Annotated in this window: 18 protein-coding genes; 10 read left to right on the top strand and 8 right to left on the bottom strand. The window is 61.0% G+C overall.

Annotated features, from left to right (window positions below; translation table 11 throughout):
• Positions 1–188: 188 nt before the first annotated feature.
• From glpK to sake_RS08605, 3 genes are all read right to left on the bottom strand, one after another.
• Positions 189–1,718: a glycerol kinase GlpK gene (glpK, locus tag sake_RS08615; protein ID WP_129361039.1), complete on the bottom strand. Its 1,530-nt coding sequence runs from the start codon at positions 1,716–1,718 to the stop codon at positions 189–191.
• Between the two features lie 96 nt (positions 1,719–1,814).
• Complete coding sequence (locus sake_RS08610) at positions 1,815–2,561, bottom strand: MIP/aquaporin family protein (protein ID WP_129361038.1); 747 nt, start codon at positions 2,559–2,561, stop codon at positions 1,815–1,817.
• Between the two features lie 202 nt (positions 2,562–2,763).
• On the bottom strand, positions 2,764–4,515 hold the full coding sequence (locus sake_RS08605) for a glycerol-3-phosphate dehydrogenase/oxidase (RefSeq protein WP_129360980.1): 1,752 nt from the start codon (positions 4,513–4,515) through the stop codon (positions 2,764–2,766).
• 139 nt (positions 4,516–4,654) lie between these two features.
• Here sake_RS08605 and sake_RS08600 point away from each other — a divergent pair, with 139 nt between their 5' ends.
• A complete protein-coding gene (locus sake_RS08600; RefSeq protein WP_129360979.1) occupies positions 4,655–5,635 on the top strand; it encodes a sugar-binding transcriptional regulator in 981 nt (326 codons plus the stop codon).
• 4 nt (positions 5,636–5,639) lie between these two features.
• On the opposite strand, the gene sake_RS08595 is transcribed toward sake_RS08600, so the two are convergent.
• Positions 5,640–6,533: a LysR substrate-binding domain-containing protein gene (locus tag sake_RS08595; RefSeq protein WP_129360978.1), complete on the bottom strand. Its 894-nt coding sequence runs from the start codon at positions 6,531–6,533 to the stop codon at positions 5,640–5,642.
• Between the two features lie 207 nt (positions 6,534–6,740).
• Between sake_RS08595 and sake_RS08590 the strand changes: the two genes are divergently transcribed.
• The 5 genes from sake_RS08590 to sake_RS08570 all read left to right on the top strand — a co-directional run bounded on the left by sake_RS08590 (position 6,741) and on the right by sake_RS08570 (position 12,976).
• Positions 6,741–10,187 (top strand): bifunctional proline dehydrogenase/L-glutamate gamma-semialdehyde dehydrogenase, encoded by a 3,447-nt coding sequence (locus tag sake_RS08590; protein WP_243155768.1) that lies wholly within the window; start codon positions 6,741–6,743, stop codon positions 10,185–10,187.
• Between the two features lie 99 nt (positions 10,188–10,286).
• Positions 10,287–10,673: a glycine cleavage system protein GcvH gene (gcvH, locus tag sake_RS08585; RefSeq protein ID WP_129360976.1), complete on the top strand. Its 387-nt coding sequence runs from the start codon at positions 10,287–10,289 to the stop codon at positions 10,671–10,673.
• A 248-nt stretch (positions 10,674–10,921) separates the two neighbouring features.
• The gene (locus sake_RS08580; RefSeq protein WP_129360975.1) at positions 10,922–11,374 is read left to right on the top strand and encodes an FHA domain-containing protein; all 453 of its coding nucleotides are present in this window, start codon (positions 10,922–10,924) and stop codon (positions 11,372–11,374) included.
• Between the two features lie 12 nt (positions 11,375–11,386).
• Complete coding sequence (locus sake_RS08575; RefSeq protein WP_178945826.1) at positions 11,387–12,133, top strand: MerR family transcriptional regulator; 747 nt, start codon at positions 11,387–11,389, stop codon at positions 12,131–12,133.
• Positions 12,134–12,394: 261 nt separating this feature from the next.
• Positions 12,395–12,976, top strand: coding sequence for a MerR family transcriptional regulator (locus sake_RS08570; RefSeq protein WP_129361037.1), 582 nt, complete (start codon positions 12,395–12,397; stop codon positions 12,974–12,976).
• A 211-nt stretch (positions 12,977–13,187) separates the two neighbouring features.
• On the opposite strand, the gene sake_RS08565 is transcribed toward sake_RS08570, so the two are convergent.
• Entirely contained in the window at positions 13,188–13,985 is a 798-nt protein-coding gene (locus tag sake_RS08565) for a ParA family protein (protein WP_178945825.1), read from the bottom strand.
• Between the two features lie 276 nt (positions 13,986–14,261).
• On the opposite strand from sake_RS08565, the gene sake_RS08560 reads away from it, so the two are divergent.
• Positions 14,262–17,711 (top strand): pyruvate carboxylase, encoded by a 3,450-nt coding sequence (locus tag sake_RS08560; RefSeq protein ID WP_129360972.1) that lies wholly within the window; start codon positions 14,262–14,264, stop codon positions 17,709–17,711.
• A gap of 161 nt (positions 17,712–17,872) precedes the next feature.
• On the top strand, positions 17,873–19,294 hold the full coding sequence (locus sake_RS08555; RefSeq protein ID WP_243155671.1) for a mycothione reductase: 1,422 nt from the start codon (positions 17,873–17,875) through the stop codon (positions 19,292–19,294).
• Between the two features lie 120 nt (positions 19,295–19,414).
• Here the strand turns inward: sake_RS08555 and sake_RS08550 are convergent, their stop codons facing one another.
• Both sake_RS08550 and sake_RS08545 read right to left on the bottom strand, forming a co-directional pair.
• The gene (locus tag sake_RS08550) at positions 19,415–21,250 is read right to left on the bottom strand and encodes a long-chain fatty acid--CoA ligase (RefSeq protein ID WP_129360971.1); all 1,836 of its coding nucleotides are present in this window, start codon (positions 21,248–21,250) and stop codon (positions 19,415–19,417) included.
• Positions 21,247–22,110: a carboxylesterase gene (locus sake_RS08545; RefSeq protein WP_129360970.1), complete on the bottom strand. Its 864-nt coding sequence runs from the start codon at positions 22,108–22,110 to the stop codon at positions 21,247–21,249. Before sake_RS08545 ends, sake_RS08550 begins: the two co-directional genes overlap by 4 nt.
• Before the next feature lie 146 nt (positions 22,111–22,256).
• Between sake_RS08545 and sake_RS08540 the strand changes: the two genes are divergently transcribed.
• On the top strand, positions 22,257–23,237 hold the full coding sequence (locus sake_RS08540; protein WP_243155767.1) for a 1-acyl-sn-glycerol-3-phosphate acyltransferase: 981 nt from the start codon (positions 22,257–22,259) through the stop codon (positions 23,235–23,237).
• Between the two features lie 134 nt (positions 23,238–23,371).
• A complete protein-coding gene (locus sake_RS08535; protein WP_129360968.1) occupies positions 23,372–24,763 on the top strand; it encodes a class II 3-deoxy-7-phosphoheptulonate synthase in 1,392 nt (463 codons plus the stop codon).
• A gap of 46 nt (positions 24,764–24,809) precedes the next feature.
• Here the strand turns inward: sake_RS08535 and sake_RS08530 are convergent, their stop codons facing one another.
• Positions 24,810–26,237 carry a protein kinase gene (locus sake_RS08530; RefSeq protein ID WP_178945823.1) on the bottom strand — a complete coding sequence of 476 codons (1,428 nt, stop codon included), beginning with the start codon at positions 26,235–26,237 and terminating at the stop codon, positions 24,810–24,812.
• Between the last annotated feature and the right edge of the window lie 27 nt (positions 26,238–26,264).

The raw sequence follows: 26,264 nt of genomic DNA, 5'->3' as shown, positions 1-26,264 counted from the left end.
GAAACCTGTTCCCGCGTCGAGCCGAGATGATTCCGCCATTATCTGCCGAGTGAACTCCTTTTCGCGCGGCTTGCCGACGCGCCCCGGGCCGTGCCGAGACACGATACCCGGCGACGCAAAAACCCCGGGCCCCGATCACCTCATCAGAGTGAGGGACCGGGTTGCCCGGGGTTCTTCGTGGAGGACGATTACTCGGTGGATGTGTCCTCGTCGACCCAGTCGAAGGAACGGGTAACGGCCTTCTTCCAAAGCCGGTATTGGCGTTCGACCTCCTCATTGTCCATCTGGGGAGTCCAGCGCTTGTCTTCCTGCCAGTTCTCGACGACGTCTTCTTCGCCGTCCCAGAACCCGACGGCAATGCCGGCGGCGTACGCAGCACCCAAGGCCGTGGTCTCAACAACCTTCGGCCGGATTACGGGAACCCGCAGCAGATCCGCCTGGAACTGCATCAGGAATTGGTTGGCTGTCATGCCACCATCCACGCGCAACTCCGTCAGGTCCACACCGGAATCGGCGTTCATCGCGTCAATAACCTCGCGAGTCTGGAAAGCAGTCGCCTCGAGGGCCGCACGCACAATGTGTGCTTTTTTGACGTAGCGCGTCATGCCGACCAGAACACCACGGGCATCCGGACGCCAATACGGCGCAAACAACCCGGAGAAGGCCGGGACAAAGTACGTCCCGCCCGAATCCTCGACCGACGTCGCGAGCGCCTCAGAATCTGCGGCGTTGTCGATGAGCTCGAGGTTGTCACGCAACCACTGGATCAACGACCCCGAAACGGCGATAGAACCCTCGAGCGCGTACACGGGCTTCTCGTCGCCGATCTTGTACGCAACCGTGGTCAGGAGACCGTTCTCCGAGAAAACGGGCTCCTCGCCGGTGTTCATCAACATGAAGTTGCCGGTGCCGTAGGTGTTCTTGGACTGGCCTTCCTTGAAGCAAGCCTGCCCAAAGGTTGCCGCCTGCTGGTCGCCGAGGATGCCAGCGATGGGAGTCCCGCGCAGGAATCCACGCGCTCGACCCCGACCATAGACCTCAGCCGAGGACTTGATCTCCGGGAGCATCGACATCGGAATGCCGAAGTCCTTGGCGATGTCTTCTTCCCACTCGAGGGTCCGGATATTCATGAGCATCGTACGGGACGCGTTGGTCACGTCCGTGATGTGAACACCGCCCTCGGTGCCGCCGGTGAGGTTCCACAGGACCCACGAGTCGGTTGTGCCGAACAGCAGATCGCCCTTCTCGGCGCGCTCGCGCGCACCTTCTACGTTGTCCAGGATCCACTTGACCTTGGGACCAGCGAAATAGGTGTTCAGCGAAAGGCCCACGCGGTCGTGGTACTTGTCGTAGCCTTCGTCCCCGGCCAATTCGTCACAGATCTTCTGGGTACGGGTGTCCTGCCAGACAATCGCGTTGTAGACCGGTTCTCCGGTGTTCTTGTCCCAGACCACGGCGGTCTCGCGCTGGTTGGTGATGCCTACCGCAGCGACATCGTGGTGGTTGATTTCGACGTCGGAGAAGCAATCCGCAACGGATCTCCGGACGTTGCGCCAGATCTCCAGCGGATCGTGTTCGACCCAACCGGCTCTGGGGAAAATCTGCTCGTGTTCATACTGGCCGACCGTGATGATCTGGCCCTTTTTGTCGAAGACGATGGCCCGGGAACTCGTGGTGCCCTGGTCGATGGCGAGAATGTATTTTTTGTCAGTATTCATAGTTTTGGAGAACAGCGCGTCGTTCCTGTTTCCGTCTTTCTGGTCGGTCATTTCGCTTGCCTTTCCTGAGGGGCCGCCTCTTTGCGGCCCAATCTTCTAGAGAGCCACGAGGAGGGGGACAACGAGGGCAGCGACGAGGCCGCCGACGATCGGACCCAGCACGGGTACCCAAGAATATGCCCAATCGGACGGTCCTTTGCCTCGGATGGGCAGAATAGCGTGGGCGATGCGGGGACCGAGGTCACGAGCGGGGTTGATGGCGTAACCTGTCGGGCCGCCGAGGGAGATGCCGATGGCCAAAACCACGAGCGCGACCGGAAGTGGACCCATCTCGCTCGGAGTTTTGTCGGAGAAAAGAATGAAGGCGATCAGCACGAAGGTCGCGACGACCTCCGTCAGGAAGTTCCAGCCATAAGAGCGGATCTCCGGACCGGTCGAGAAGACGCCGAGCTTGTTGGCTGCGGGGGATTCCAAGTCGAAGTGCTTCTTGTGGGTCAGATAGACGATGATCGCGCCGATGATGGCACCCAGGAGTTGAGCGACGATGTAGACGAACACGTTGCCCGCGGTCGCCGGGATACCATCTGCCAAGTCTTTGTGGGCGGCCCAGAAGGATAATGTCACCACGGGGTTCAGATGCCCGCCCGTCGCATATGCGGCGTAGACGCCGGCGTAGACGCCAAGTCCCCAGCCGAATGCAACCATGAGCCAGCCGCCTGCGTTGTTCTTTGTTCGCGGAAGGACCTGGCCGGCGACGACGCCGCAACCGAGGAGCACGAGGATCAGCGTTCCTATGAACTCGGACGTGAACATTCCGAGTGTCGTGGGAACGCCATTATCCATGAGCTGAGGTGCGATACCGAGAATCCCGGTGGATCCGTCGGCGAGTAATGATCCGGTCATTACCGCTCACTTTCCGGCACTTCGTCGTGCCTTATTGTTCTCAATCGCCGGTGTTCAGCCAGCGGGTCGATGATTGATGGATGAAAACTAGGGCCGGGCGGTCGGCCTGAAGGGCGCTTTCCGCCCGGCCAGATATGGATGACTAGCGCGAACCCAAAACCTTGCGGGGCATGATCTCGGGGTCGGATGTGATGACGTCGGCAGCGCCGGCGTCGTCGCGTTCCTCTTCCGCGCGGGCGATGTTATGAACCCGCTGGGCATAGCTGTCCAACTCGCGTTGGCGATCTTCCTGGCCCCAGCCGAGTTCGGCGGACATCACGTCGATGATCTCCGGTGCAGCGGAAAGACCGCGGTCCTTCTGCTCGAGGTCCAAACGGACACGGCGCATCAGAACGTCCTCGAGGTGGAGCGCTCCTTCGTACCGGACGGCCAGCAGGACCTCCGCGCGCAAGAACATCGGAGCCTTGGCCAGGGGCTGACCGAGTTCCGGGTTCTCGCTGATGAGGTCGAGCAAGTCATCGATTTCCGATCCGTAGCGGTCCAGAAGGCTGTCCACTCGGGCGGCCGTCCAGCCGTTTTCTTCCGCGATGTCGTTGGCGCGTGCCAGAGCAGCTCGGTAGCCCTGGGCGCCGACCAGCGGAATGTCTTCCGTTACGGAGGGACGTGCACCTGCGACGGATCCCAGGGCGAAGTCGACGGCATCTTTGGCCATGACCCGATAGGTGGTCAACTTGCCCCCGGCGATGGCGGACATGCCCGGAGCCACCTCGGCCACGGTGTGCTCGCGCGAAACCTTGGTGGACTGCGTCGAGCTCTCGCCCTTGACGCCGGGTTGGAGAAGCGGGCGGAGCCCGGCGTAGGTAGAGATGATGTCGTCCCTGGTCAACGGCTTCTCGAGGATCGCGTTGGCATGATCGAGAATGTAGTCAATGTCATCCGCAGTGGCGACCGGGCGTGCGACGTCCTGATCGTAAGGGGTGTCGGTCGTACCGATGACCCAGTAGCGCTGCCACGGAATGATGAACAGGACAGACTTCTCCGTACGGAGGAAGATGCCGGATTCGGCGTTGATGCGCTCCCTCGGCACGACGATATGAACGCCCTTGGACGCGAGCACCTGCAGACCACGGTCCTCACCGGTCAAGGCCTCGGTTTCCTCGGTCCAAACGCCGGTTGCGTTGATGACGTGCTTCGCCTTGACCTCGTGTACCTTTTGGGTCTCCAGGTCCGTGATCTTGGCACCGACCACGCGGCCGGTTTCCGACTTGATCACCTCTGTGACCTGCGTGCGGCTGGCGGCGAGTGCCCCATAACCGGCTGCGGTTCGGATGAGATCGATGACCAAGCGGGCATCGTCGACACGAGCATCGTAAAAGCGGATCGCGCCGGAGAGTTCGGAGTCCTTGATGTCCGGGAAGATCTGCTTGGCGCCCTTCTTCGAGTAATGCTTCTGCGTCGGGACGGTCTTGTGGCCCCGAGCCCCAGCAATGGCCATGGCGTCGTACATGCCGATCCCGATCGCGGAGTAGCTGCGCTCGATGACCGGCATCTTGAGCGGCCACAAGAAAGGTTGTGCCTTGACGAGGTGCGGGGCCAAGCTGGTCAGGAGCAAGCCGCGCTCCTTGAGAGCCTCGGCAACCAGCTTGAAATCAAGGTTCAACAGGTAGCGAAGGCCGCCGTGGACGAGCTTTGATGACCATGCGGACGTTCCTGATGCCCAGTCGCCGGCGTCGACGACGGCGGTGCGCAGACCACGGGTTGCGGCGTCCAGTGCGATTCCGGCTCCAGTTACCCCGCCTCCGATGACGAGGACGTCTACGCCTTCGGCGTCCGACATGCCGTCCAGTGCATTCTGGCGGGAAGCCGCGGTCAGATGAGTTGCGGCGTTTTTCATGGAGCCTCCTAGATACTGGCGGTTATTTCCGATGACGCCCGAGGCGCGGTGGCACCTATGACGTGTTAATTTCATTTCTACACAATCGTGAAAGAATGATCATCACTGATGCACGAACGTGCAGATATGAGATGAGGGTATGAACAAACGTGATGACTTGGCTCACAAAGCCGCAACCATGTATTACCTCCAGGATCAGACGATGGATGCCGTGGCCAGCGAGTTCGAGGTCTCGAGAGCGACTGTCTCCCGCCTCCTGAAATATGCGCGGGAATCCGGACTGGTTCGCATCACTCTGGCGGATGTTCCCAGCGAACGGGATGAGCTGGGCGGCCGTCTGGAGAAAATCTTTGGCATCAACGCACAAGTGGTCCCGATCAGAGGCAGTTCCTCGCCGATTAGCCAGATGGAACAAGTCTCGCGTGTGGCCGCATCAGCTCTCGACGCGATGATGGAACCCGGAACCGTTCTCGGCATGGCGTGGGGTTCAACCGTCACAGAAATCTCCCGTCATCTGACCCCGCGAAAGGTGCCTGATTCCGTGGTGGTCCAGCTCAATGGGGCGGGCAACGCGCGGCGTTCGGGGATTCCGTACACGGGGGCGATCCTCAATTCAGTCGCGGAGGCCTTCGGCTCGCAAATTGTGCATTTTCCTGTTCCAGCGTTCTTCGACTACGCCGACACGAAACAAGCATTGTGGCGAGAGCGGAGCATCCGCAGTGTTTTGCACCTTCAATCGCAGACGGACGTCGCGGTCTTCGGTGTGGGAGCACTTGACGGTCCCGTGCCGTCACACGTTTACAGCTCGGGGTATTTCGATGACGAGGACTTTGCCCTGCTGTCCGCGGAGAAAGTTGTGGGGGACATCTGCACCGTTCTTCTGCGGGAGGACGGTACGTGGCAGGACATCGAAATGAACCGTAGGGCATCGGGGCCGACGCCGTTCGAGCTGTCGCGTATCGAAAGGCGCCTGTGCGTGGTCTCTGGGCCTCACCGGGCAGGCGCGTTGTTGGGGGCGTTGCGCGCTCGTGCGGTAACGGATCTCGTGGTCGATTCCTTGACCGCCAAAATACTCTTGGACAAGCTCGCTGGACGGCGTCCCGGCGAATTGCGGCCCTGAACCTCTATAGGAGCTTGACCTTCGCGGCGGACTCTTCCAGGGCGCGACGAACCGCCTCGATCGCGGGGCGACGGGCCATGTCTCGACGAGCAGACGTGAAGACATGTCTGTGAGGCAGATTGGGCAATTCGATGAGTCTGACGCGCGGCGTCGAGCCGGCCCAGGCGAAGCCAGGAAGGAGCGCCACGGCCAGTCCGCATTCCACGAGGTCGATGTGAGCTCGAACGTCGTCGAATTCGAATCGGACGTGAGGTTCGAAGCCTGCGGTGCGGCACACGTGCTCGGCCCAGCTTCTGCTCGCATTGGACTTCGATTCCATGACCCACGGGGACCGAGCGGCATCGGCGATCGAATAGACGTCGGATTCCGGTGCGACCGCGAGCATGACCGGATCCTCGTTGAGGGGGCGAGAGTCCAGCTCAGGGAACTCTCGCACGGCATGGTGGGGATACTGTTCCGCGACCACGAGATCGACGTCTCTCATGTGCGTGTGTTCCAACGCCGCTTCCGGCTCGCGTTGCAAGGCCTCGACCCTTAGATCGGGGTAGCGCCCGGAGAGGGCTTCGAGCGTATCGGTGAGCAGGGCCATGGCGGCGGTCTGGAAAATGGCCAGCCGAACGGTCCCTGCGGGCGTCTGGTCGGTGGACTCCAGGGCCGTTTGCGCGAGTTCGAGCTCGTGAAGGATCTTCTCCGTATGTTCGACGAGGATCCGCGCCTTGGGCGTGAGGTTTACCGTGCGCCCTTGTTTCTGAAGCAGATGGTGGCCGCATTCGCGCTCTAAGGCAGTCAACTGTTGAGACACGGCAGAAGGCGTATAGCCCAGGACGTCAGCAGTTTCCGCAAGAGTTCCCCGAGTCGAAAGTTCCTGGAGGACGCGGAGTTTTTTGACGTCCAGCATGAGACCCCATTTCGTGAGTAGAACTTACGGATAATCGTAAATTCCCGTAACTTTTTCTTACCTAATTCATGGTACATACTGGTGAACAAGCGCGCTATGCGCACACGTCAAAGACGACGCACGATGCCGAAGAATCCTTCGGCACGATTTCGCTTAGAGGAGGCATTCTTGTCATCGAACCCATTCGCTTCCGTCGAGTACCAGAAGATGGCCCAAGAGGCCGGAAAAATCGTCAAAGGGTGGCTGAACGCTTCCCGCGACGTTCCCGAGGACAAGGCAGCAGCTCAGCTTGCCGGAGTTCTCAAAGATCCACACGGACTCGAATTCACTGTTGGCTTCGTTGACGAGGTCATACGTCCAGAGGACGACGCAGCGGCCGGACGCAACCTCGGCCGCCTGGCCCCCATTGTTCCCAAATTCCTCCCGCCCCATCTGCGCGCGGCCGTGAAAGCGGGCGGTGTTGTCGCCCCCAAGGTTTCTTGGCCCACGATCCCTCTGGCCAGGAAGGCCATGCGGGACATGGTCGGACACCTGATCGTGGATGCCCGGGACGAGAAGCTCGGACCGGCCATCAAGCACTTAACGGCCGGCGGAAATAAGCTCAACATCAACCTGTTGGGCGAAGCAGTCCTCGGCAACGAGGAAGCCGAACGCCGTCTGCGCGAAACCGAGCGACTGCTGCGTCGGGACGACGTCGATTACGTCTCGATCAAGGTCTCTGCGGTTTCCGGCCCCCACTCTCCCTGGTCTTTCGATGCTGTGGTCGAGCGCGCCGTCGAACGCCTGACTCCGCTCTACGAATACGCTGCTCAATCCGGCACCCCGAAGTTCATCAATATGGACATGGAGGAGTACAAGGACCTCGACATGACGATGGAGGTCTTCACCCGGATCCTCGATCAGCCCCAGCTCAAGAATCTCGAGGCAGGGATCGTCCTTCAGGCCTATCTGCCGGACACTCTCGAAGCCATGGAGCGCTTGCAAAAGTGGGCCACAAAACGCGTTGACAACGGTGGGGCACGGATCAAGGTTCGTTTGGTCAAGGGAGCCAATCTGTCCCTCGAAATGGTCGAAGCCGTAGTCCACAAGTGGCCGCTGACAACGTGGGATTCCAAGGAAGCCACCGACACCAACTACAAGCGCGTTCTCGATTACGCTCTCCGACCGGAGCACACCAAGAACATTCGCGTGGGCGTGGCCGGTCACAATCTGTTCGACATCGCATTCTCCTGGCTGTTGGCTCAACACCGTGGAGTCCTCGGCGATGTCGAATACGAGATGCTGATTGGCATGGCCGCCCAGCAAGCCGAGGTCGTCCGCCGTGACGTTGGCCAGTTGCTCCTTTACACCCCAGTCGTTCGGCCCGAGGAATTCGACGTCGCCATCTCATATCTGGTCCGTCGCCTCGAGGAGAACGCCTCGAGTGAGAACTTCATGTCGGCTATCTTCGATCTGAACGACAGTCAGTTCCTGTTCGACCGAGAAAAGGCCCGCTTCGAGCGCTCCCTTGAGAAAGTCACGAGCGAGGTTCCTCCGCCGAACCGTCAGCAGAACCGTGCGGAGGAGAACGTGGACAACGTGTTCTCGCCGGGAGAATCCTTCGACAACACCCCGGATACGGATACATCGCTCGCGCACAACCGGGCCTGGGGCAACCAGATCCTGGAACGCGCCAGAACCTCGGATCTCGGCAAGAAGCTCATTCAGGATTCCGTCCTCACGAGCGAATCACAGGTCGAGGAAGCCATCGCCCGCGCCAAGAAGGCGGGTGAGGAATGGGGCGCTCGTCCCGCTCATGAGCGCGCAGAAATCTTGCGAAAGGCCGGTCGTGTACTCGGTGCCAAACGGGCAGAGTTGCTCGAGGTCATGGCATCCGAGGCGGGCAAATTGCTTGACCAGGGAGACCCCGAGGTTTCTGAAGCCATCGACTTCGCCAACTACTATGCGGGGCTCGCCGAGGCTCTCGAGAACGTCGATGGTGCGCAGTACCACCCGTCCAAGGTCACGGTCGTGACCCCTCCGTGGAACTTCCCCGTGGCGATTCCGACCGGCTCGACCCTGGCCGCGCTCGCGTCCGGTTCCTCAGTGCTCTTCAAACCGGCCGGCGAGTCGAAGAGGTGCGGTGCCGTCATCGCGGACGCTCTGTGGGAAGCGGGGGTGCCGAAGGACGTCCTGCAACTCGTGCAGTTGTCCGAACGCGATCTGGGGCGCACGCTGGTTTCCCATCCCGATATCGATCGTTTGATCCTTACCGGCGGATACGAGACGGCGGAACTGTTCCGTTCATTCCGCAAGGATCTCCCGCTTCTCGGCGAGACCTCAGGAAAGAACTCGATCATCGTCACACCGAACGCGGACTTGGACCTGGCTGCCAAAGACGTCGTCGCGTCGGCCTTCGGCCACGCGGGACAGAAGTGTTCGGCCTGCTCGACCGTGATACTTGTTGGCTCTGCCGCCAGCTCCAAGCGTTTCCGTAATCAGCTCGTCGACGCCGTGAAGTCGCTGCACATTGCATACCCCACGGATATTCGTTCCGAGATGGGGCCCGTCATCAAGGCACCGGAGGGCAAACTGCTCCGCGGGCTGACCACTTTGGGCGAGGGCGAGCAGTGGATCATTGAGCCCAAACAACTGGACGAATCCGGCAAGCTGTGGTCTCCCGGTGTCCGTGCCGGGGTCAAGCCCGGCAGCGAATATCACATGACCGAGTACTTCGGCCCGATCCTGGGTGTCATGACGGCCAAGACGCTCGAAGAAGCCATCGAGTTGCAGAACGCTCCCGAGTACGGGCTGACTGCGGGTCTCCACTCGCTCAATTCGGACGAACTGGCGGTCTGGCTCGACCGTGTCGAGGCCGGCAACCTGTACGTCAATCGCGGGATCACCGGTGCGATCGTTCGACGTCAGCCATTCGGCGGGTGGAAGAAATCGACTGTTGGCTCGGGAACTAAGGCGGGCGGACCGAATTACCTGGTCGCCTTGGGGGAGTGGACGACCAAACCGGCGACGGCAATCGCTTCTCCGTCCAATGACAATGTGAAGCAACTGCTCAACCGTGCACGGGAACCCCACGCCCTGACGCGCGAGCAAATCGAGTTCCTCTCCCGCGCCGCATCGGCCGACGCGGAGGCATGGGGCACCGAATTCGGGGTCCGGCACGACCCGTCACAGCTCGGCATTGAGCGGAACATTCTTCGTTATGTTCCGCAAAAGGTGCACGTGCGCGCCGACGACGACGCCTCGCTCGCCGAGACCTTGCGTGTCGTTGCTGCGGGACTGGCCGCAGAAGCACCGATCGAGTTGTCGGTCTCTCGTCAGCTGCCGGTTTACGTTCGTGGCGCACTGGATTCGGCGGGCGTCAACATAACCGTGGAAACCGACGACGCGTGGCGCACTGCTCTGCGCGGGATCCGGGACATCAAGCCCGCCGATCTCGACGGAACGCGATTCGAGGGCTGCCGCATTCGGTACGTCGGATCTGATCCCGAATCGGTTTTCGAGGCGCTCAATGGCCGCCCGGACGTGGCCGTCTATCACGGCCAGGTCACCGAAGCCGGTCGGATCGAGATGCTTCCGTTCGTCCGCGAGCAAGCAGTGTCCATCACGGCCCACCGCTTTGGCAACCCCAACCACTTCTCCGACGGTGTGATCTAGCACCCGATATTAAGTGTCCCGTGTAATATTGATGCCGGTGCCGATTCGATTCGGCACCGGCATCATCACTGCATTCCATCACTTGTCGAGAGGCGCCTCATGAGCAATATTCCCGCCGAGCTTTCTTACACTTCCGAGCACGAATGGGTCTCGGCCGCCGATTCCGAGGGTGTCGTCACCGTAGGCATCACCGATCACGCACAGGATTCTCTGGGCGATGTCGTCTACGTCGACCTTCCGGAAAACGGCTCAACCTTCGAAGCCGGCGAGTCCTTTGGAGAAGTGGAGTCCACCAAGTCCGTCTCTGACCTCTACATGCCGATTTCAGGTGAGATCGTTGACGTCAATGAGGCGCTCGCTGACCAGCCCGAAAGCTTGAATTCCGATCCGTATGACGCCGGCTGGCTCGTCAGGATCCGCCCATCCGATCCCGAGTCGCTCAAGGGTCTCCTGGATGCGGCAGCCTATGAAGGCGAAATCGCCTGAACCAGCTGAGCTCTCAGCGATTTAAGGATTAATTTTAGGTCTAGCTGGCCGACCTTCACAGGTCCGCCGGCTAGACTTTAAGTCTCAGGTCCAGGTCCAAGCTTGGTTCCTGTGCGCGGTTGTGAGGCGGCCTCGCACGAAGCACTACCGCGCAAGAATCTTGAGGTTCACAGAACGAGGCCCCCTCAGCCTCTTCTGGGCGAGCCTCGATTGGCGCTTGAACGCGCCCATGACAAAAGGGGAAAGATATGACCGATCATCGTGAACCGAGCCCTGACACAACCGTCTTCGGCGTCACCTCAACGAGCGCGAGTGCTGGCCACAAGCGTCCGCTTGCCAAGGAAGAGATCGCCGCTATCAAAGCGCTGCCTTCGGAATCTGCGCTTCTGATTGCCCAAGAGGGACCGCAGCACAGCGCACGGTTCCTTCTCGACGCAGGAATGGCCCAGTCCGGCGGAGCTGACGACGGAATCGTCGCAGGCAGGCATCCCGAAGCCGACATATTCCTGGACGACGTCACGGTTTCGCGCAGACACGCCCTGTTTCAGTTCAACGCGGGTCGTTTCGACCTCACCGATGTCGGCTCCCTCAACGGGACTTACGTCAACGGGGACCGTGTGGATCATGTGACTCTCAAGAACGGCGATGAGGTGCGTATCGGAAAATTCGCCTTCATCTACTACGCGAGCGACGCTCAGTAGGGCGGCGTCGAAATGTCGACGACACCCGAACAGCAAGCTACTGAGGAGCCTTCCGAAGAAAACTCCGCGAGGCAGGCCAAGGACAAGACTATTGGTCAGGTGCTCAGCCATCTTGAGGGCTCGTTTCCCGGGCTCAGCGCGTCCAAAATCCGGTTCCTTGAAGATCGTGGTCTCGTGTTTCCCCAACGGACCAATACGGGGTACCGCAAGTACTCGAGCGAAGACATCGAACGCTTGCGTTACGTGCTGACCCTGCAACGCGACCAGTATCTTCCCTTGAAAGTCATCAAGGAAAAAGTCGATGAGCTCGAACGCCAAGGTTTTCCCCGGGACGGCGAGGCATCCGCAGCTGGGGAGCCCGGTGTCGCGGATGCTCCGCCCCGGCCGGAGAAGCATCGCCGGTACACCATCCGGGAGCTGTCACGCCACACGTCGGTGGACTTGCCGATGCTGCGGGAATTGATCAATTACGGGTTGATCGAAGAAGGGCCTGACGGGACCTTCGATGAGTACGCCGCACGGGTCACGGCCCTGTGTTCCCAGCTCACCGCCCATGGGCTCCAGCCCAGGCATTTGCGCCCGTTCCGGGCAGCCGCGGATCGTGAGGTCGCCTTGGTCGGGCAGACTATTGCGCCGATGGCCAGCCGTCGTGACGAGCGATCACGGGAGAAAGCTTCGGAAACTGCGCGTGAAATCTCAGCCCTGTGCACCAATCTTCACGCCACGCTGGTCGCCGACCAAGTGGATAAGTCTTGGTAGACTAGGGCACACTCGCACGGAAACGCGCGGGACGTGTCACTGAACGAGGGAGCCAGCAAGACACGGACGAATGTCTTTGATTCGTCCGGTCTGTCCCTCTAACGTCTAATTCGGACGATGACCTCACTGGTTTTAAGGAGGACCCGCGTGGGCCAGCATGGATCGCACAACGACCCGCAGCGGGATCGTCTCAAAGGCGCGCGCTCTGAGGGTCCTCGTGCGGCGGAGCCTCCGGAATTCGACGAGCAGTTGCTTCCTGGTATGGAAGGGATCGTTCCGGCGCCCCCTACTGGCCGACAGGGGATGCTTTTCGATGACGACCTCGTGGCCCTCGATGAGAATATCGGATACCGAGGCCCCGTAGCCTGCAAAGCCGCGGGTATCACGTACCGTCAGCTGGATTATTGGGCTCGGACCAAACTCGTTGAACCGACGGTCCGGGGGGCCAAGGGGTCGGGCACCCAGCGCCTTTACTCCTTTCGAGATGTCCTGGTACTGAAGATTGTCAAACGTCTTCTAGACACCGGTGTATCTCTCCAACAGATCCGGTCGTCCGTCGAGCACTTGCGTACCCGCGGTGTGGAAGACCTGGCTCAGATCACGCTGATGTCGGACGGTGCGAGCGTCTACGAGTGCACCTCACCCGACGAAGTGATCGATCTCGTACAGGCAGGCCAGGGGGTCTTCGGGATCGCCGTGGGAAGGGTCTGGCGCGAACTCGAGAACAACCTCTCAACCATGCCTGGGGAGGATATGCGGGGACCGCTCGAGGAATCCGAAGAGGATTTTCCTGGGGACGAGCTGTCCGCGCGGCGCGCGGCGCGCAATAACGTTGCGGGCTAGAACTCCTCGCAGAGCGGCCCAACCGGCCTAATAGATCCTCACCCGAGGAGCTCCGAGCCGTCAGGCTTTCTGCCCGGTGGACTTCGAGATGAGGACCTCGCTTCCTCTTCCCTTCAGCGTGAGGAGCGGAATTTTCGTCACCTACCGGAATGTATTCGTCTTCTGAGCCCGCCTTGCCTTGTGACTGCTTCTGTAGGCTCAGCCAGTCCGACTAGCTTGTGACGAGTCCTTCGAGGATCGTGTCGAAGGCTTCGGCCATCGCCGCGGCTTCCTCATTCCCCGTCCATGCGTGAATGGGCGATGCGGACCCTTGAACTTGCTGCCACACGGTGCTGTCCGCGATGGTCGGTGCGACCATGAGTTTGCCAAACATGCCCTGCATCTCTTCGACGCGGTACTGATGTTCTGCGGAATCGCGTTGCGCCTTATTCACCACCACGCTCGCCGCCTGAACTTTGAACTCGCTCTCCGACTCGAATCGCGCGATAGCGCGCATAGTCCGCTCGGTGCCGGCCACGGAGAACAGGCTCGGTTCTGCCACGGCCAGAACCTTCTGGGACGCGGCCCAGGCAATCATGGTCAAGGTGTTGAGTGTTGGCGGGCAGTCGATCAGCACCAAATCGTAGCGATTGGTGTGAGAGAGCGCGTTCCGCAGTCGACTCAGGTTCTTTCGGGTCGGAGGCAGATGATCGAATGCTACCGAGCCGGAAGAACCGACGACCACATCAAGCCGAGGATTCCCGGCCGATGAGCGGTCCGATTGCCATCCGGCGGGTACGCAGCTCGATTCGACGGATTTCTTCCTGGGGGAGCGTAATACCGTGGCAGCGTCGGCCCCGTCGGAAGTGTGCGTGGAGACGGCCAAACCTGTACTGGCGTCTCCATGAGGGTCCAGGTCCACGACCAACGTGCTGAGACCCCGGGTGGCCGCGGCAGAGGCCAAGCCCAAGGTAACGGAGGTCTTTCCAACCCCGCCTTTGAGGGAGCTGATACTGACAACCTGCGTCACACAAACCTCGCGATGACTTTGAGTACGAAATGCCTCACCATCATATCGGCACCGGGGAGCAATTACTGACGCGGCAGACCGTTGCCCGTATGCGGCGGATCCTCGTGACACGTTCAGACGTCACAGAGTTTATGGCTGGCGCGTCGTTCCATTAGGTTAGAGGAATCACTTATGCCCGTAAGATACGACATACCCATGAGCTGAACAGCTCTGATCGTCGAGACAAGTCCGATCCTTGCAGAATCACCCCTTCAAGGCGGACGGAAACGGTTATCAATGTTCTCTAAGATCCTGGTCGCCAACCGTGGCGAGATCGCGATCCGCGCATACCGAGCCGCATATGAGCTCGGGGCCAAGACGGTTGGCGTGTTTCCCTACGAAGACCGTCACTCCATACATCGTCAGCAGGCCGACGAGGCCTACCCGATCGGTGAAGAAGGGCATCCCGTACGGGCCTACCTCGATGTCGAGGAAATCATCCGCGTAGCCAAGGAAGCCGGCGTCGACGCCATCTACCCGGGATACGGTTTCCTCTCGGAAAACCCTGAATTGGCCAAAGCGGCCGAACGAGAAGGCATTACCTTCATCGGGCCCCCGGCTGACGTCCTGGATCTGGCAGGGAACAAGGTCGAGGCGCTCAAAGCGGCCCGCCGCGCAGGGATTCCCGTCCTGGACTCGACCGAGCCCTCCGCGGACAAGGAAAAGCTCATCCAGGAAGCCGAAGAAATCGGCTTCCCAATATTCGTCAAGGCCGTAGCCGGAGGCGGCGGTCGCGGTATGCGTCGAGTGAATTCGCGGGAAGAACTCCCGGATGCGCTATCGGCAGCAATGCGCGAGGCAGAAACCGCCTTCGGGGATCCAACGGTATTCCTCGAGCAAGCGGTACTCCGGCCCCGCCACATCGAGGTCCAGATCCTGGCAGACGGTGACGGGAATACGGTCCACCTCTTCGAACGCGATTGTTCGCTGCAGCGTCGCCATCAAAAAGTCGTCGAGATCGCGCCGGCGCCCCATCTGGACGAGGAGATCCGCCAGGCGCTGTACCGAGATGCCGTCAAGTTCGCGAAGGAACTTGGCTACGCCAATGCGGGAACCGTGGAATTCCTCGTGGATACCGTGGGCGAACGGGCCGGTCAGCACGTATTCATTGAGATGAATCCGCGTATCCAGGTCGAGCACACCGTGACCGAGGAAATCACGGATATCGACCTCGTCCAGTCCCAGATGCGGATCGCCGCAGGGGAGACCCTCGAGGATCTCGGAATCAGTCAGGACACGCTTCGCATTCGCGGCGCAGCCCTGCAATGCCGCATTACCACCGAGGATCCGACCAATGGATTCCGGCCGGATGTCGGCAAGATCAATGCGTACCGGTCCGCCGGTGGCGCCGGGGTGCGCCTGGACGGCGGCACGGTCTACGCGGGGGCCGAAATCTCGCCCCACTTCGACTCGATGCTCTGCAAGGTCACCTGTCGAGGCAAGGATTTCCAAACCGCTGTCCAGCGCGCACAACGTGCGCTCGCTGAATTCCGTATCCGCGGCGTGGCCACCAACATCCCCTTCGTAGCGGCCGTACTCGAGGACCCGGTATTCCAAGCGGGCGATGTCTCGACCCCGTTCATCGACGAGCATCCCGAGCTCCTGACCAAGAAGCATTCATCGGACCGCGGGACCCGCGCTCTGACCTACTTGGCCAACGTCACGGTCAATCAGCCCCATGGTCCGCGCATCGAAGGCATTGATCCTCGTACTAAACTTCCCCGCTTCCCTGGGGACAAGGTCGAGGAACCATTCCGCAGTCCTTTCGACGGATCCGACCACGTTCCTCCGAACGGTTGGCGCCAGAAGCTCCTCGAGGTGGGGCCCGAAGGATTCGCCAAGGCCCTGCGCGAGTACAAACCGCTAGCCGTGACAGACACGACTTTCCGGGACGCACATCAGTCGCTGCTGGCCACGCGTATTCGCACGCGTGACATGTTGGCCGCGGCTCCCGCCGTCGCTCACGTGACGCCCGAGTTGTTCTCCATGGAGGCCTGGGGAGGCGCAACGTACGACGTCGCCCTTCGCTTCCTCGGCGAGGATCCGTGGGAGCGCCTTCGTCTTCTCCGCGAAGCAATGCCGAATATCCCGATCCAAATGCTTCTGCGCGGTCGCAACACCGTCGGTTACACGCCGTACCCCACGGACGTGACCGATGCCTTTGTACAGGAAGCCGCGGCGACGGGCGTCGATATCTTCAGGATCTTCGATGCGCTCAACGACGTTTCGCAGATGGAACCTGCCATCAAGGCAGTTCGCGAGACGGGGACCGCTGTAGCCGAGGTCGCCATGTGCTACACCGGCAATCTGCTGGACCCGGACGAGAAGATCTACACGCTGGATTACTACCTCGATCTGGCCCAGCAGATTGTGGATGCGGGGGCGCACATTCTTGCGATCAAGGACATGGCTGGGCTGCTGCGTCCTGAGGCGGCTCGCCGACTGGTTACGGCGTTGAGGGAGAAGTTCCACGACATCCCGGTCCATCTGCACACGCACGATACCGCCGGTGGTCAGCTGGCTACCTTGCTCGCGGCTTCGGAAGCTGGGGTCGACGCCGTCGACGTGGCTTGCGCGGCCATGGCCGGGACCACGAGCCAGCCCTCGGCCTCGGCGCTGGTCGCGGCCATGGCGAATACCGAGCGCGACACGGGGATCTCCCTCGATGCCATGTCCTCGTTGGAACCGTACTGGGAATCCGTCCGCTCGATCTATGCGCCGTTCGAGAAGGGACTCACGGCCCCTACCGGTCGCGTGTACCAACACGAAATCCCCGGCGGCCAGCTGACCAACCTGCGTCAGCAAGCTATTGCCTTGGGCCTCGAAGAACACTTCGAAGAGATCGAGGACATGTACACCCAGGCGAACCGGATGCTCGGCAACATCGTCAAGGTGACACCCTCTTCCAAGGTCGTTGGCGACTTGGCCCTTCAGCTCGTCGGCATGAAGGTCGATCCTGCTCAGTTCGAGGAGAACCCGGCAAAGTTCGATATTCCGGCGTCGGTCATCAGCTTCCTCAATGGCGAGCTGGGGACCCCGCCCGCGGGATGGCCCGAACCCTTCAGGTCCAAAGCGCTCGAAGGGCGCAAAGCCGAGCCTGAAATCACCGAGTTGTCCAAGGAGGACAAGGAGGCGCTCCGCGGTGATTCGCAAACACGCCGAGCGACCTTGAACCGTCTGCTGTTCCCCGGCCCGACCAAGGATTTCGAGGAAGCCGTCGAGGAATTCGGCGATATCTCGGTACTGCATACTCGCGATTACCTGTACGGAATGGTGGAGGGGCGCGAGCACGTCATCTCGCTGGGCAAAGGCGTTCGCCTGCTCGCAACCTTGCAGGCGATCTCCGAACCCAACGAGAAGGGCTTCCGTTCAGTAATGTGCACGCTCAACGGACAGCAACGCTCGATTGAGGTGCGGGACGAATCGGTTGAGTCCGACTTCAAGGCGGCCGAGAAAGCAGACACATCGAATCCAGGACACGTGGCGGCACCCTTCGCAGGGGCGGTGACGATCTCGGTTTCCGAAGGCGACGAGGTCAAGGAAGGCGATCAGATCGCAACCATCGAAGCCATGAAGATGGAAGCGTCGATCACCTCCCCGATTTCCGGCAAGGTGTCCCGGGTGATGTTCAACGACATCCGTCAGGTCGCCGGCGGAGATCTCGTGATCGCGGTGGAGACGAAGTAGGACCAGTAGGTCTCGCCTCAGAGAGCGAGGCGTACACTCATGCGGGCCCCGGTTTCATTGGGAATGAAGCCGGGGCCTGCGGCGTTGGCAGGATTGAGAGGCCCCGACGGTCGTCATAGAACCGTGCCGCGGGTGCCGGAAAATCGGAATAAGGAGTAGACGTGGCGGATTCGGCGCAGCAGATTCGTGAATACGACTTGATCGTGGTCGGGTCGGGCTCGGGAAACAGCCTGATCGATCACCATTGGAAAGACAAGAAGGTCGCAATCGTCGACGGCGGAGTCTTCGGTGGAACGTGCCTCAACAAGGGGTGCATCCCGACCAAGATGTTCGCGTATCCCGCAGCGACCGCAATCCACGGTCTCGACGACGACCGGCTCGGTGTGAGCATGCAACGTACCGAGGTGCGGTGGCAAGAAATTCGGGACCGGATCTTCGGACGGATCGATTCGATCTCGCAGAGCGGTCTCGACTACCGTGAGGATGCGGAAAACGTGGATGTCTACACCGAGTTCGCGACACTCCGTGACCCTCACACGTTGGTCACGGAATCCGGCGAAGTGATCCGAGGCCGTCAGCTCGTCCTGGCCGCCGGCTCCCGCTCTATCCTCCCGAACATTCCCGGAATCGAGCTGCCAGGCGTGCACACCTCGGACACCGTCATGCGGATCAACGACCTGCCCCGCCGCGTCGTGATCCTGGGAGGGGGATTCGTGGCTGCGGAGTTCGCAGGAATATTCCACGGATTGGGCTCGCACGTTACTCAAGTGAATCGTTCCGAGCGACTCCTGAGGGACCACGACGCCGAGATCGCTGACCGATTCGTTCGCGAGGCATCCCGCCAGTGGGATCTTCGGCTCAATACCAACATCACCTCGATCGAACAATCCCGGGGCGGGCTTGAGGTCACGCTGGAATCCCACGGCGAGTCAGAGACCGTCCAGGCCGACGTTGTCCTGGTCGCGACGGGTCGCGTGTCCAACGTGGATCGTCTCGATGCCAAAAGCGCCGGCTTCGACGTGAAAGACGGCGTTCTGTCCGTGGACGCGTACCAGCGCGTCCTTTCGGGTGGCGAACCGGTCGAGGGCGTCTGGTCGCTGGGCGACGTCAGCTCGGTCATTCAACTCAAGCACCTCGCGAATGCTCAGGAGCGAACCGTCCAGCACAATCTGCTTAATCCCGAGGATCTGCGCACAACCGACCAACGCCACGTCCCGCACGCCGTGTTCACGAACCCTCAGATCGCGGCGGTCGGTCTGAGCGAAGCGGAGGCCCGCGACACCGCACGGGCCGAGGGATTCGAGATTACGGTCAAGGTTCAGGACTTCGGCGACGTCGCGTACGGCTGGGCGATGGAGGACCAGCACGGTCTGGTCAAGCTCATTGCCCGCCGAGATACCGGCGAGCTCCTTGGCGCCCACATCATCGGCACCGAGGCGTCCATGCTGATTCAGCCCTTGATCCAGGCGATGAGTTTCGGGCTCGCTGCTCACGACATGGCTCGGGGCCAGTTCTGGATCCACCCCGCACTGACCGAGGTTGTCGAGAATGCGCTGCTGGGGCTGGAGGTTCCCGGGAACTGATGTAGGCCGACACTCTCGTCGGCTCGGAACGCACGAAGGCGTGGAGCGCAGCCTCCGGTCCCGGACCAATGGTTGCGTGCCACGCCCTCTCTCACATGCCGAGTTTCTTCCACGAGGTTCTCAGGAAGGCTTTTTCTGTGAGTAGATCCCCTCGATGACCTCCGAATAATCCTTGAGGACCTGTGGGCGGCGGATTTTGAGGGACGGCGTCATATGCCCCGACTCTTCCGTGAAGTCCCGAGGGATAATTCGGAAGGCCCGGATCGACTCCGCTCTGGAGACGTTGTTGTTGGTGCGGTCGATGAGATCCTGGATGGCCTCCTGGACCTCATCCGTTCTCGCGGCTTCCTCCACGCTGAGATTCGCGTCGAGGCCGAGACGAGGCAGCTCTCGTTCGAGGGCCTCCTCGTCGAGGGTCACCAAAGCCGAGATGAACGGGCGTTGATCGCCGATCACGAGACACTGCGAGACCAAAGGGGACTTGCGGATCTCGTCCTCGACGAGCCCTGGGATCACGTTCTTGCCCCCGGCCGTCACGATGATCTCTTTCTTTCGCCCGGTGATCTTCAGCATTCCTCGGCCTGTCAGCTCGCCGACGTCGCCGGTGCGGAACCAGCCGTCCTCCGTGAAACTCTCATGGTCGGCCTCGGGGTTGTTGTAATAACGTTCGATGACCCCGACCCCGCGGCACAGGATTTCGCCGTCGTCGGCGATTTTGATCTCGATTCCCGGCAACGGCGGTCCGACGGTCCCAATGTGGAAGTCTTTGACGGTCCCAACGGAAGCCGGCGCGGTGGTCTCGGTGAGTCCGTATCCTTCCAGAATCTTGATGCCGACGGCGTGGAAGAAGTGAGCCAAATGCTGGCCCAAGGGCCCGCCGCCCGAGACCGCGTACTGGACCCTGCCGCCCATGGCGGCGCGCAACTGGGAGAAGACCAAGCGATTGACCAACGCGTACTGGGCCTTCAGCACGGGGGAGGGCTTGGAACCTGACATGACCGTCTCCGACCATGTGACCCCTACCTTCTCGGCGATATCGAAGATCTTTCCCTTGATCGAACTCGCGTCGTGCGCCTGTGCACGGGCTCCGTTGTAGATCTTCTCGAATACACGCGGCACCACGAGGAGGAAGGTCGGTGCGAATGATTTGAGATCCTGGGTGAGGTTCTTGAGATCCGGGCTGTGCCCCACCACGACACCGACGTCGATGGAAAGGACATGAATATATCGAGCGAAGACGTGAGCCAGCGGCAGGAACATCAGGGTCGAGTTCTCGGAGCTCGCAACCTCCGGGATCGCTTGCTTTGCCGAGGCGCAGAGCTTCACGAAGTTGGCATGCGTGATGACGCAGCCTTTGGGTCTCCCGGTGGTTCCGGATGTGTAGATGATGGTGGCCGCGTCCTCGAGACCATTCGCTGTTCGGGCTTTTTCGAGGACCGAATCATCGATTTCCGATCCGAGAGCGCGGAGAGAGGACAGCGAGGACTTCTCGGAGTCTTTTGCCTCGATCTGCCACACATTCTCGACCTTCAGGTCCTCATGTTGTGTAGCCCTTTGAACCGCAGCAGCGTGCTGGCGGGTTTCCACGATCACTGCCTTGGCCCCCGAATCGCCCAGATTCCACGAGACCTGAGAAGGAGAGGACGTTTCGTAGACGGGAACGGTCACGCCGCCCGCATACATGATTGCGAAGTCTGCGACGGCCCATTCATACCGTGTGCGTGACATGATTCCGACACGATCCCGCGGTTTGATCCCCGCGGCGATGAGGCCTTTGGCCATGCTTGTGACGTCTTGTCGGAATGATCGAGCCGCTATTTCTTCCCATTCGCCTTCAGCGCGCTGAACCTTGAACAACGGCTGATCGGCCAAGTCGGGGAATTTCGACTCGAGCAGATCCGTCGTGTTGGTTTGAGGATCGAACTGCTGACGTAGTTCAACCGTGGTTTCTTTCATGACGTCCTTCCTGAAGCCTCGCGGGTTGTGACCGAATCCGGCCCAGAGGCCGAGCCAGAGACCCGGAGGCCACAACGGGCAAAGAATTCAACTGATCCATTGAAAATTTTGGGGGCGTCGTAATCGAGCGTCGCTACGTGGTAGCTCGACGACAAAGGAACGAGGTCGGGCTCGGATGGCAGGTGGGCCATGAGATATTCATGGCTCGCGTCCGAAACCACATGGTCCACGAGGGACCTGTATATCTGCACCGGCGCGGTTACCGCTGGGAGCACCCTGCGTGTTTCCTTGAAGAGCAGGTGCAATTGCGCTGCCCCCTTCAGGGGCGTCTGAGCATATGCGCCCTCGGTGTTCCCGGGCTTCGCGATGTCATCGCCCACGCCCCGGATGGTTGGAATCGCGTACGCGAGCCACCGGGCAAACGACATGCCCTTCTGCGGATCGACGACACCAGGGTTGACCAAAACAATTCCTTCGACCGAGCGACGCGCGGACAGGTGCAGGGCGAGAGCTCCGCCCATCGAAAGGCCTGCGACGGCGACTTTCTCGCAACGGGACCGGAGGTTCCAATAGGCCTCGTCGACCGCTTGAACCCATTCTCGCCACGTCCTCGTGGACATGTCGTGGACCGTGGTTCCATGGCCGGGTAGGAGTGGCATTTCCACGGAGAATCCCGCGTCAGCGAGGTGTTGCGCCAAGGGGCGGACGCTGTGCGGGGATCCTGTGAAACCGTGAAGAACCAGCACGCCGTCGGGACCTCCCATCCACTGAGCCGGTGACACATCGACATCGCCGGAGTAGCCTCGTCCCACGGGGTCTTCCGCACGACGCTTCCCGAAGTGATCTGTGATGTGGCCCATAAGTACATTGTGTCACGTAATACACAGACGACGACGAATCCTGAAACGTGGGAATCGCCAAGTTGAGCGGATAGGCTCATATACGTCACGCAGCGGGAGACGGAACCTGCGGCATCTGCTCGAAAGGAAAACACCACGTGCTCTACATGTTCCTCAAGCGGTTCGTCGTCGGGCCACTGATCAACCGAGTGTTTCACCCCGAAGCTGAGGGCCTTGAGAACATCCCGCGCACAGGCGGCGCGATTTTGGCCTCCAACCATCTTTCCTTCGCGGATTCCGTCTTCTTGCCTGTCGCCCTGGATCGCCAGGTGTATTTCCTAGCGAAATCCGAGTACTTCACCGGCCAGGGAATCGTTGGGCGGGCAACCGCGGCTTTCTTTAAGGGAATCAACCAGATCCCCATGGATCGGTCGGGCGGCAACAAATCGGCCAAGTCTCTGGGACAGGCAGCTCAGACCCTCCGCGACGGAAAACTGCTCGGAATCTACCCGGAAGGGACCCGGTCCCCGGACGGCCGGTTGTACAGGTCAAAGATTGGTGTTGCGCGGTTGGCGATTCAGACCGGAGTGCCCGTCATCCCCGTGGCCATGATCAACACGGAAAAGGTCCAGCCGACCGGACACAAGCTCCCACGGCGAACCTCGACGGACGGCCGAAGGATCGCTCCCGTCAGGACCGTCATCGGCAAGCCCTTGGATTTCTCGCAGTACGCAGGACGCGAGTCTGAGCACTCGGCGCAACGGATCGTGGCCGACCAGATCATCCAGGCGATCCAAGACCTTTCCGGCCAGGAGTATGTGGACGTGTATGCGTCCACAGTCAAAGCAGCCATGGAAAAGCAACGCGTTGCGGATGCCAAGGCTGCCGTGGCCGAAATTCTGGAGAACGCGAAGTCGCGGACGCAGGCCTCGGTGGACTCCGCCAAAGCCAGCGTCGAATCCGCGCGCGAGAAGATCCAGCCTGGATTGGACTCGGCCCGGGAACGAATCCAGCCTGGGTTGGACCGCGTCGAGGAAAAGCTCAACGAAGCCCGTGCTCGCGTCGAGGAAGGCGTCAAGAGTGCACAGTACCGCCGTTCCGGCAATCCCGATTCCTCGAACGAAACCTCGGACGGAGGAACAGAGTAGTAGAGCCTGGAGGGCTCAGGCCGTTCGACGAACCGAGCCCGAGGCCTGTCCGGCAGCGGTTCCCCGGTGTCTCGATATTCGACACATATGTGCCCGGCGCGCGTGTTTTGACGAGTATCCGTAAACTGGTGCGCATGGCTGAACAGACACAATCCCATTTCGCTCAATTCCAGACCCAACCCGCCCCCGAGGCCAAGAACTATCCGGGTCTGGACGAGTGGCGTCACTTGTCTGTGGACCAGCAGCCGACCTGGGCCGAGCACCCGGATTTCAAGAAAGTCGTCTCCGAGCTCGAAACTGTCCCGCCCCTGGTTTTTGCGGGTGAGGTCGACCAGATGCGTCAACGTCTCGCCGCCGTCGCCGAAGGCCAGGCATTCTTCCTGACCGGGGGCGACTGCGCAGAGACTTTCGTAGATGCCACGGCCGACAAGATCAGCGCCCGGGTCCGGACCCTTTTGCAGATGGCCGTGGTCCTGACTTACGGCGCATCGATGCCTGTGGTCAAAATGGGCCGTATGGCCGGTCAGTTTTCAAAACCGCGGTCCGCGAATATGGAGACCCGCGGAGACACGACGCTTCCGTCCTTCAGAGGCGAGATGGTCAATGGTTTTGACTTCACGGAGGAGTCACGGGAGCACGACCCTAACCGCATGCTGCGCGGATACCACACCTCCGCGTCGACCCTGAACCTCATCCGTGCGTTCACGACCGGCGGTTTCGCCGATTTGCGCCTGGTCCACGAGTGGAACAAGGGGTTTGTGTCGAATCCCGCCAACGCGCGATACGAGTCGCTGGCACGGGAAATCGATCGAGCGATCAGATTCATGGACGCGTGCGGAGCCGATTTCGAAGCTCTCAAGGGGACCGAGTTCTACGCCGGCCACGAGGCCCTGCTCCTGGACTACGAGCGCGCTCTGACTCGTATCGACTCCCGGACTCATCTGCCCTACGACACGAGCGGTCATTTCCTGTGGGTCGGTGAGCGTACACGCGGTCTGGAGGACGCGCACGTCAATTTCCTGTCGAAGGTTCACAACCCGATTGGGGTCAAGCTCGGCCCGACTACTGACGTGGATGACACCTTGCGTCTGATCGACAAGCTCGACCCGGAACGACAGCCAGGTCGTCTCACGTTCATCACGCGCATGGGTGCGTCCAAGATCAGGGAGAACCTCCCGAAGATCGTTGAAGGTGTACGGGACTCTGGAGCCAAGGTCGTGTGGGTGACCGATCCAATGCACGGCAACACCATTTCAGTCCCTTCGGGGTACAAGACACGCCGGTTCAATGATGTCGTGGACGAGGTCCGCGGCTTCTTCGAGGTCCACGAGGCCCTGGGGACCGTTCCGGGCGGCATCCACGTCGAAATGACGGGCGACGATGTCGCCGAATGCTTGGGCGGTTCGGACGCTGTCGACGAGACGGCGTTCGCGGACCACTACGAGACCTTGTGCGACCCCCGCTTGAATCACATGCAGTCGCTGGAAGTTGCTTTCCTCGTCGCAGAGTACTTGTCCAAGAGATAACACCTCGTGCGGGCGACGACGTCACCGAACGGCGTCGCCCGCCAACTCACGTTCCGGGCCCGGGCCGGACATCCATCGCGATGCCGGTTCCCAGGGACAGGGCCGCCGAATGATCCGACAGGATGCTCACGCCGACGAGCCAACCCAGATAAGCCACCATGCAGGCGGACAGAATGAACACGAGGAGCCACACCCACGCCCGGTAAGGTTCCGCCGAGCCCAGGACATGCGTCGGAATCCTTGGATCCTGCGGGTCCCGGGACGTCTCTGGATCTGTGCCGTTTCCTTCGGTGTGAGCAGCTGGCCGAGACGCCCTGGTTGCTCCGGGAGAGTTCTCCGGGAGGACACGCGTCGCATCGTCGAGAGACCTTTGGGCGTGAACGCTTGTCACGTCCGGTTCGGACATGTGAGTACTCGTGGACGAGTCGGGCCCTGTGGATTCTGCGTCCGCATCGTCGGGATGCGACCGCGTGGCAGAGATTCCCTCCGACGTATTCGCCGAGTCCTGCTGGCCGAACGGCGCAAGTTGAACGGGCCGCGTGTGGCTCGCGGTCTCAAGTCCGCTGAAGAGATCCGACGGATCTTCACGGTATCCGGGTGGGCGGCGGTCCAACGCTGCGTCCGTCAGGCGCCGTTGGATGTGTTCGAGTTCTCCGTGAAGGGCGGCAGCGTCCTGAGGCCTGTTCTCCGGTTCCTTGGCACAGCACCATGAGATGATCTCGACGATTTCGGGATCCACCTCCGGGAAGCGTCGCCGAAGATCAGGCATGTCGTCATCGACGTGAGCCATGGACACCGCGTAAGGGGAGTCGCCACGGAATGGGGGCACGCCAGTCAGCATTTCGTACAGAATGATTCCGACGGAGTAGTTGTCGGCAGGTTTGCCCGCAGGCTGGCGGCGGACGAGCTCGGGGGCAATGTAATTCGCCGACCCCACGAGGCTGAGGGTCGCTGACTCCGCCTGAACATGCCGAGTCAGGCCGAAATCCGTGACCTTGACGGAGCCTTCGGGGGAGGTCAAGACATTTTCGGGCTTGACGTCGCGGTGCACCAGGCCGGTTCCGTGTGCCGCGGCCAAGCCCTGGGTCAGGGGGATCACAACTCTCAGGGCCTCACGAACGGTCATGGGAGACCGCCGTTTGATGAGATCGCGCAGGGTGGCCCCGTCGACGAGTTCCATGACCAAGTAGACGACCGGGTCCGGGCCGGACTCGTCGACGCCTTGATCCCACACTGACACGACGTGCGGATCTGCTATGGCGGCCGCAGCCTGGGCCTCGTGAACGAAGCGTTCTTTCGTCTCCGGCGCGGACCCCAAGGATTCCTTGAGTACCTTGACCGCGACGGGTCGGGCCAAACGAGTATCTCGTCCGCGGTAGACGACGCCCATACCGCCTCGAGCGATGAGGTCACCGAGGAGGTATCGGCCCTCGAGTTTTCGCCCTGTCAAGGGTCCCGGTGCAGTCCTTTTCATTGAATCGATTCTAGGGGATCGGCGTCG

This window comes from Kocuria sp. TGY1127_2, from assembly GCF_013394385.1.
Classification (GTDB): domain Bacteria; phylum Actinomycetota; class Actinomycetes; order Actinomycetales; family Micrococcaceae; genus Rothia.
Note: the sequence above shows the minus strand (reverse complement) of the source record. Positions and strands in the feature narration are given on the sequence as shown.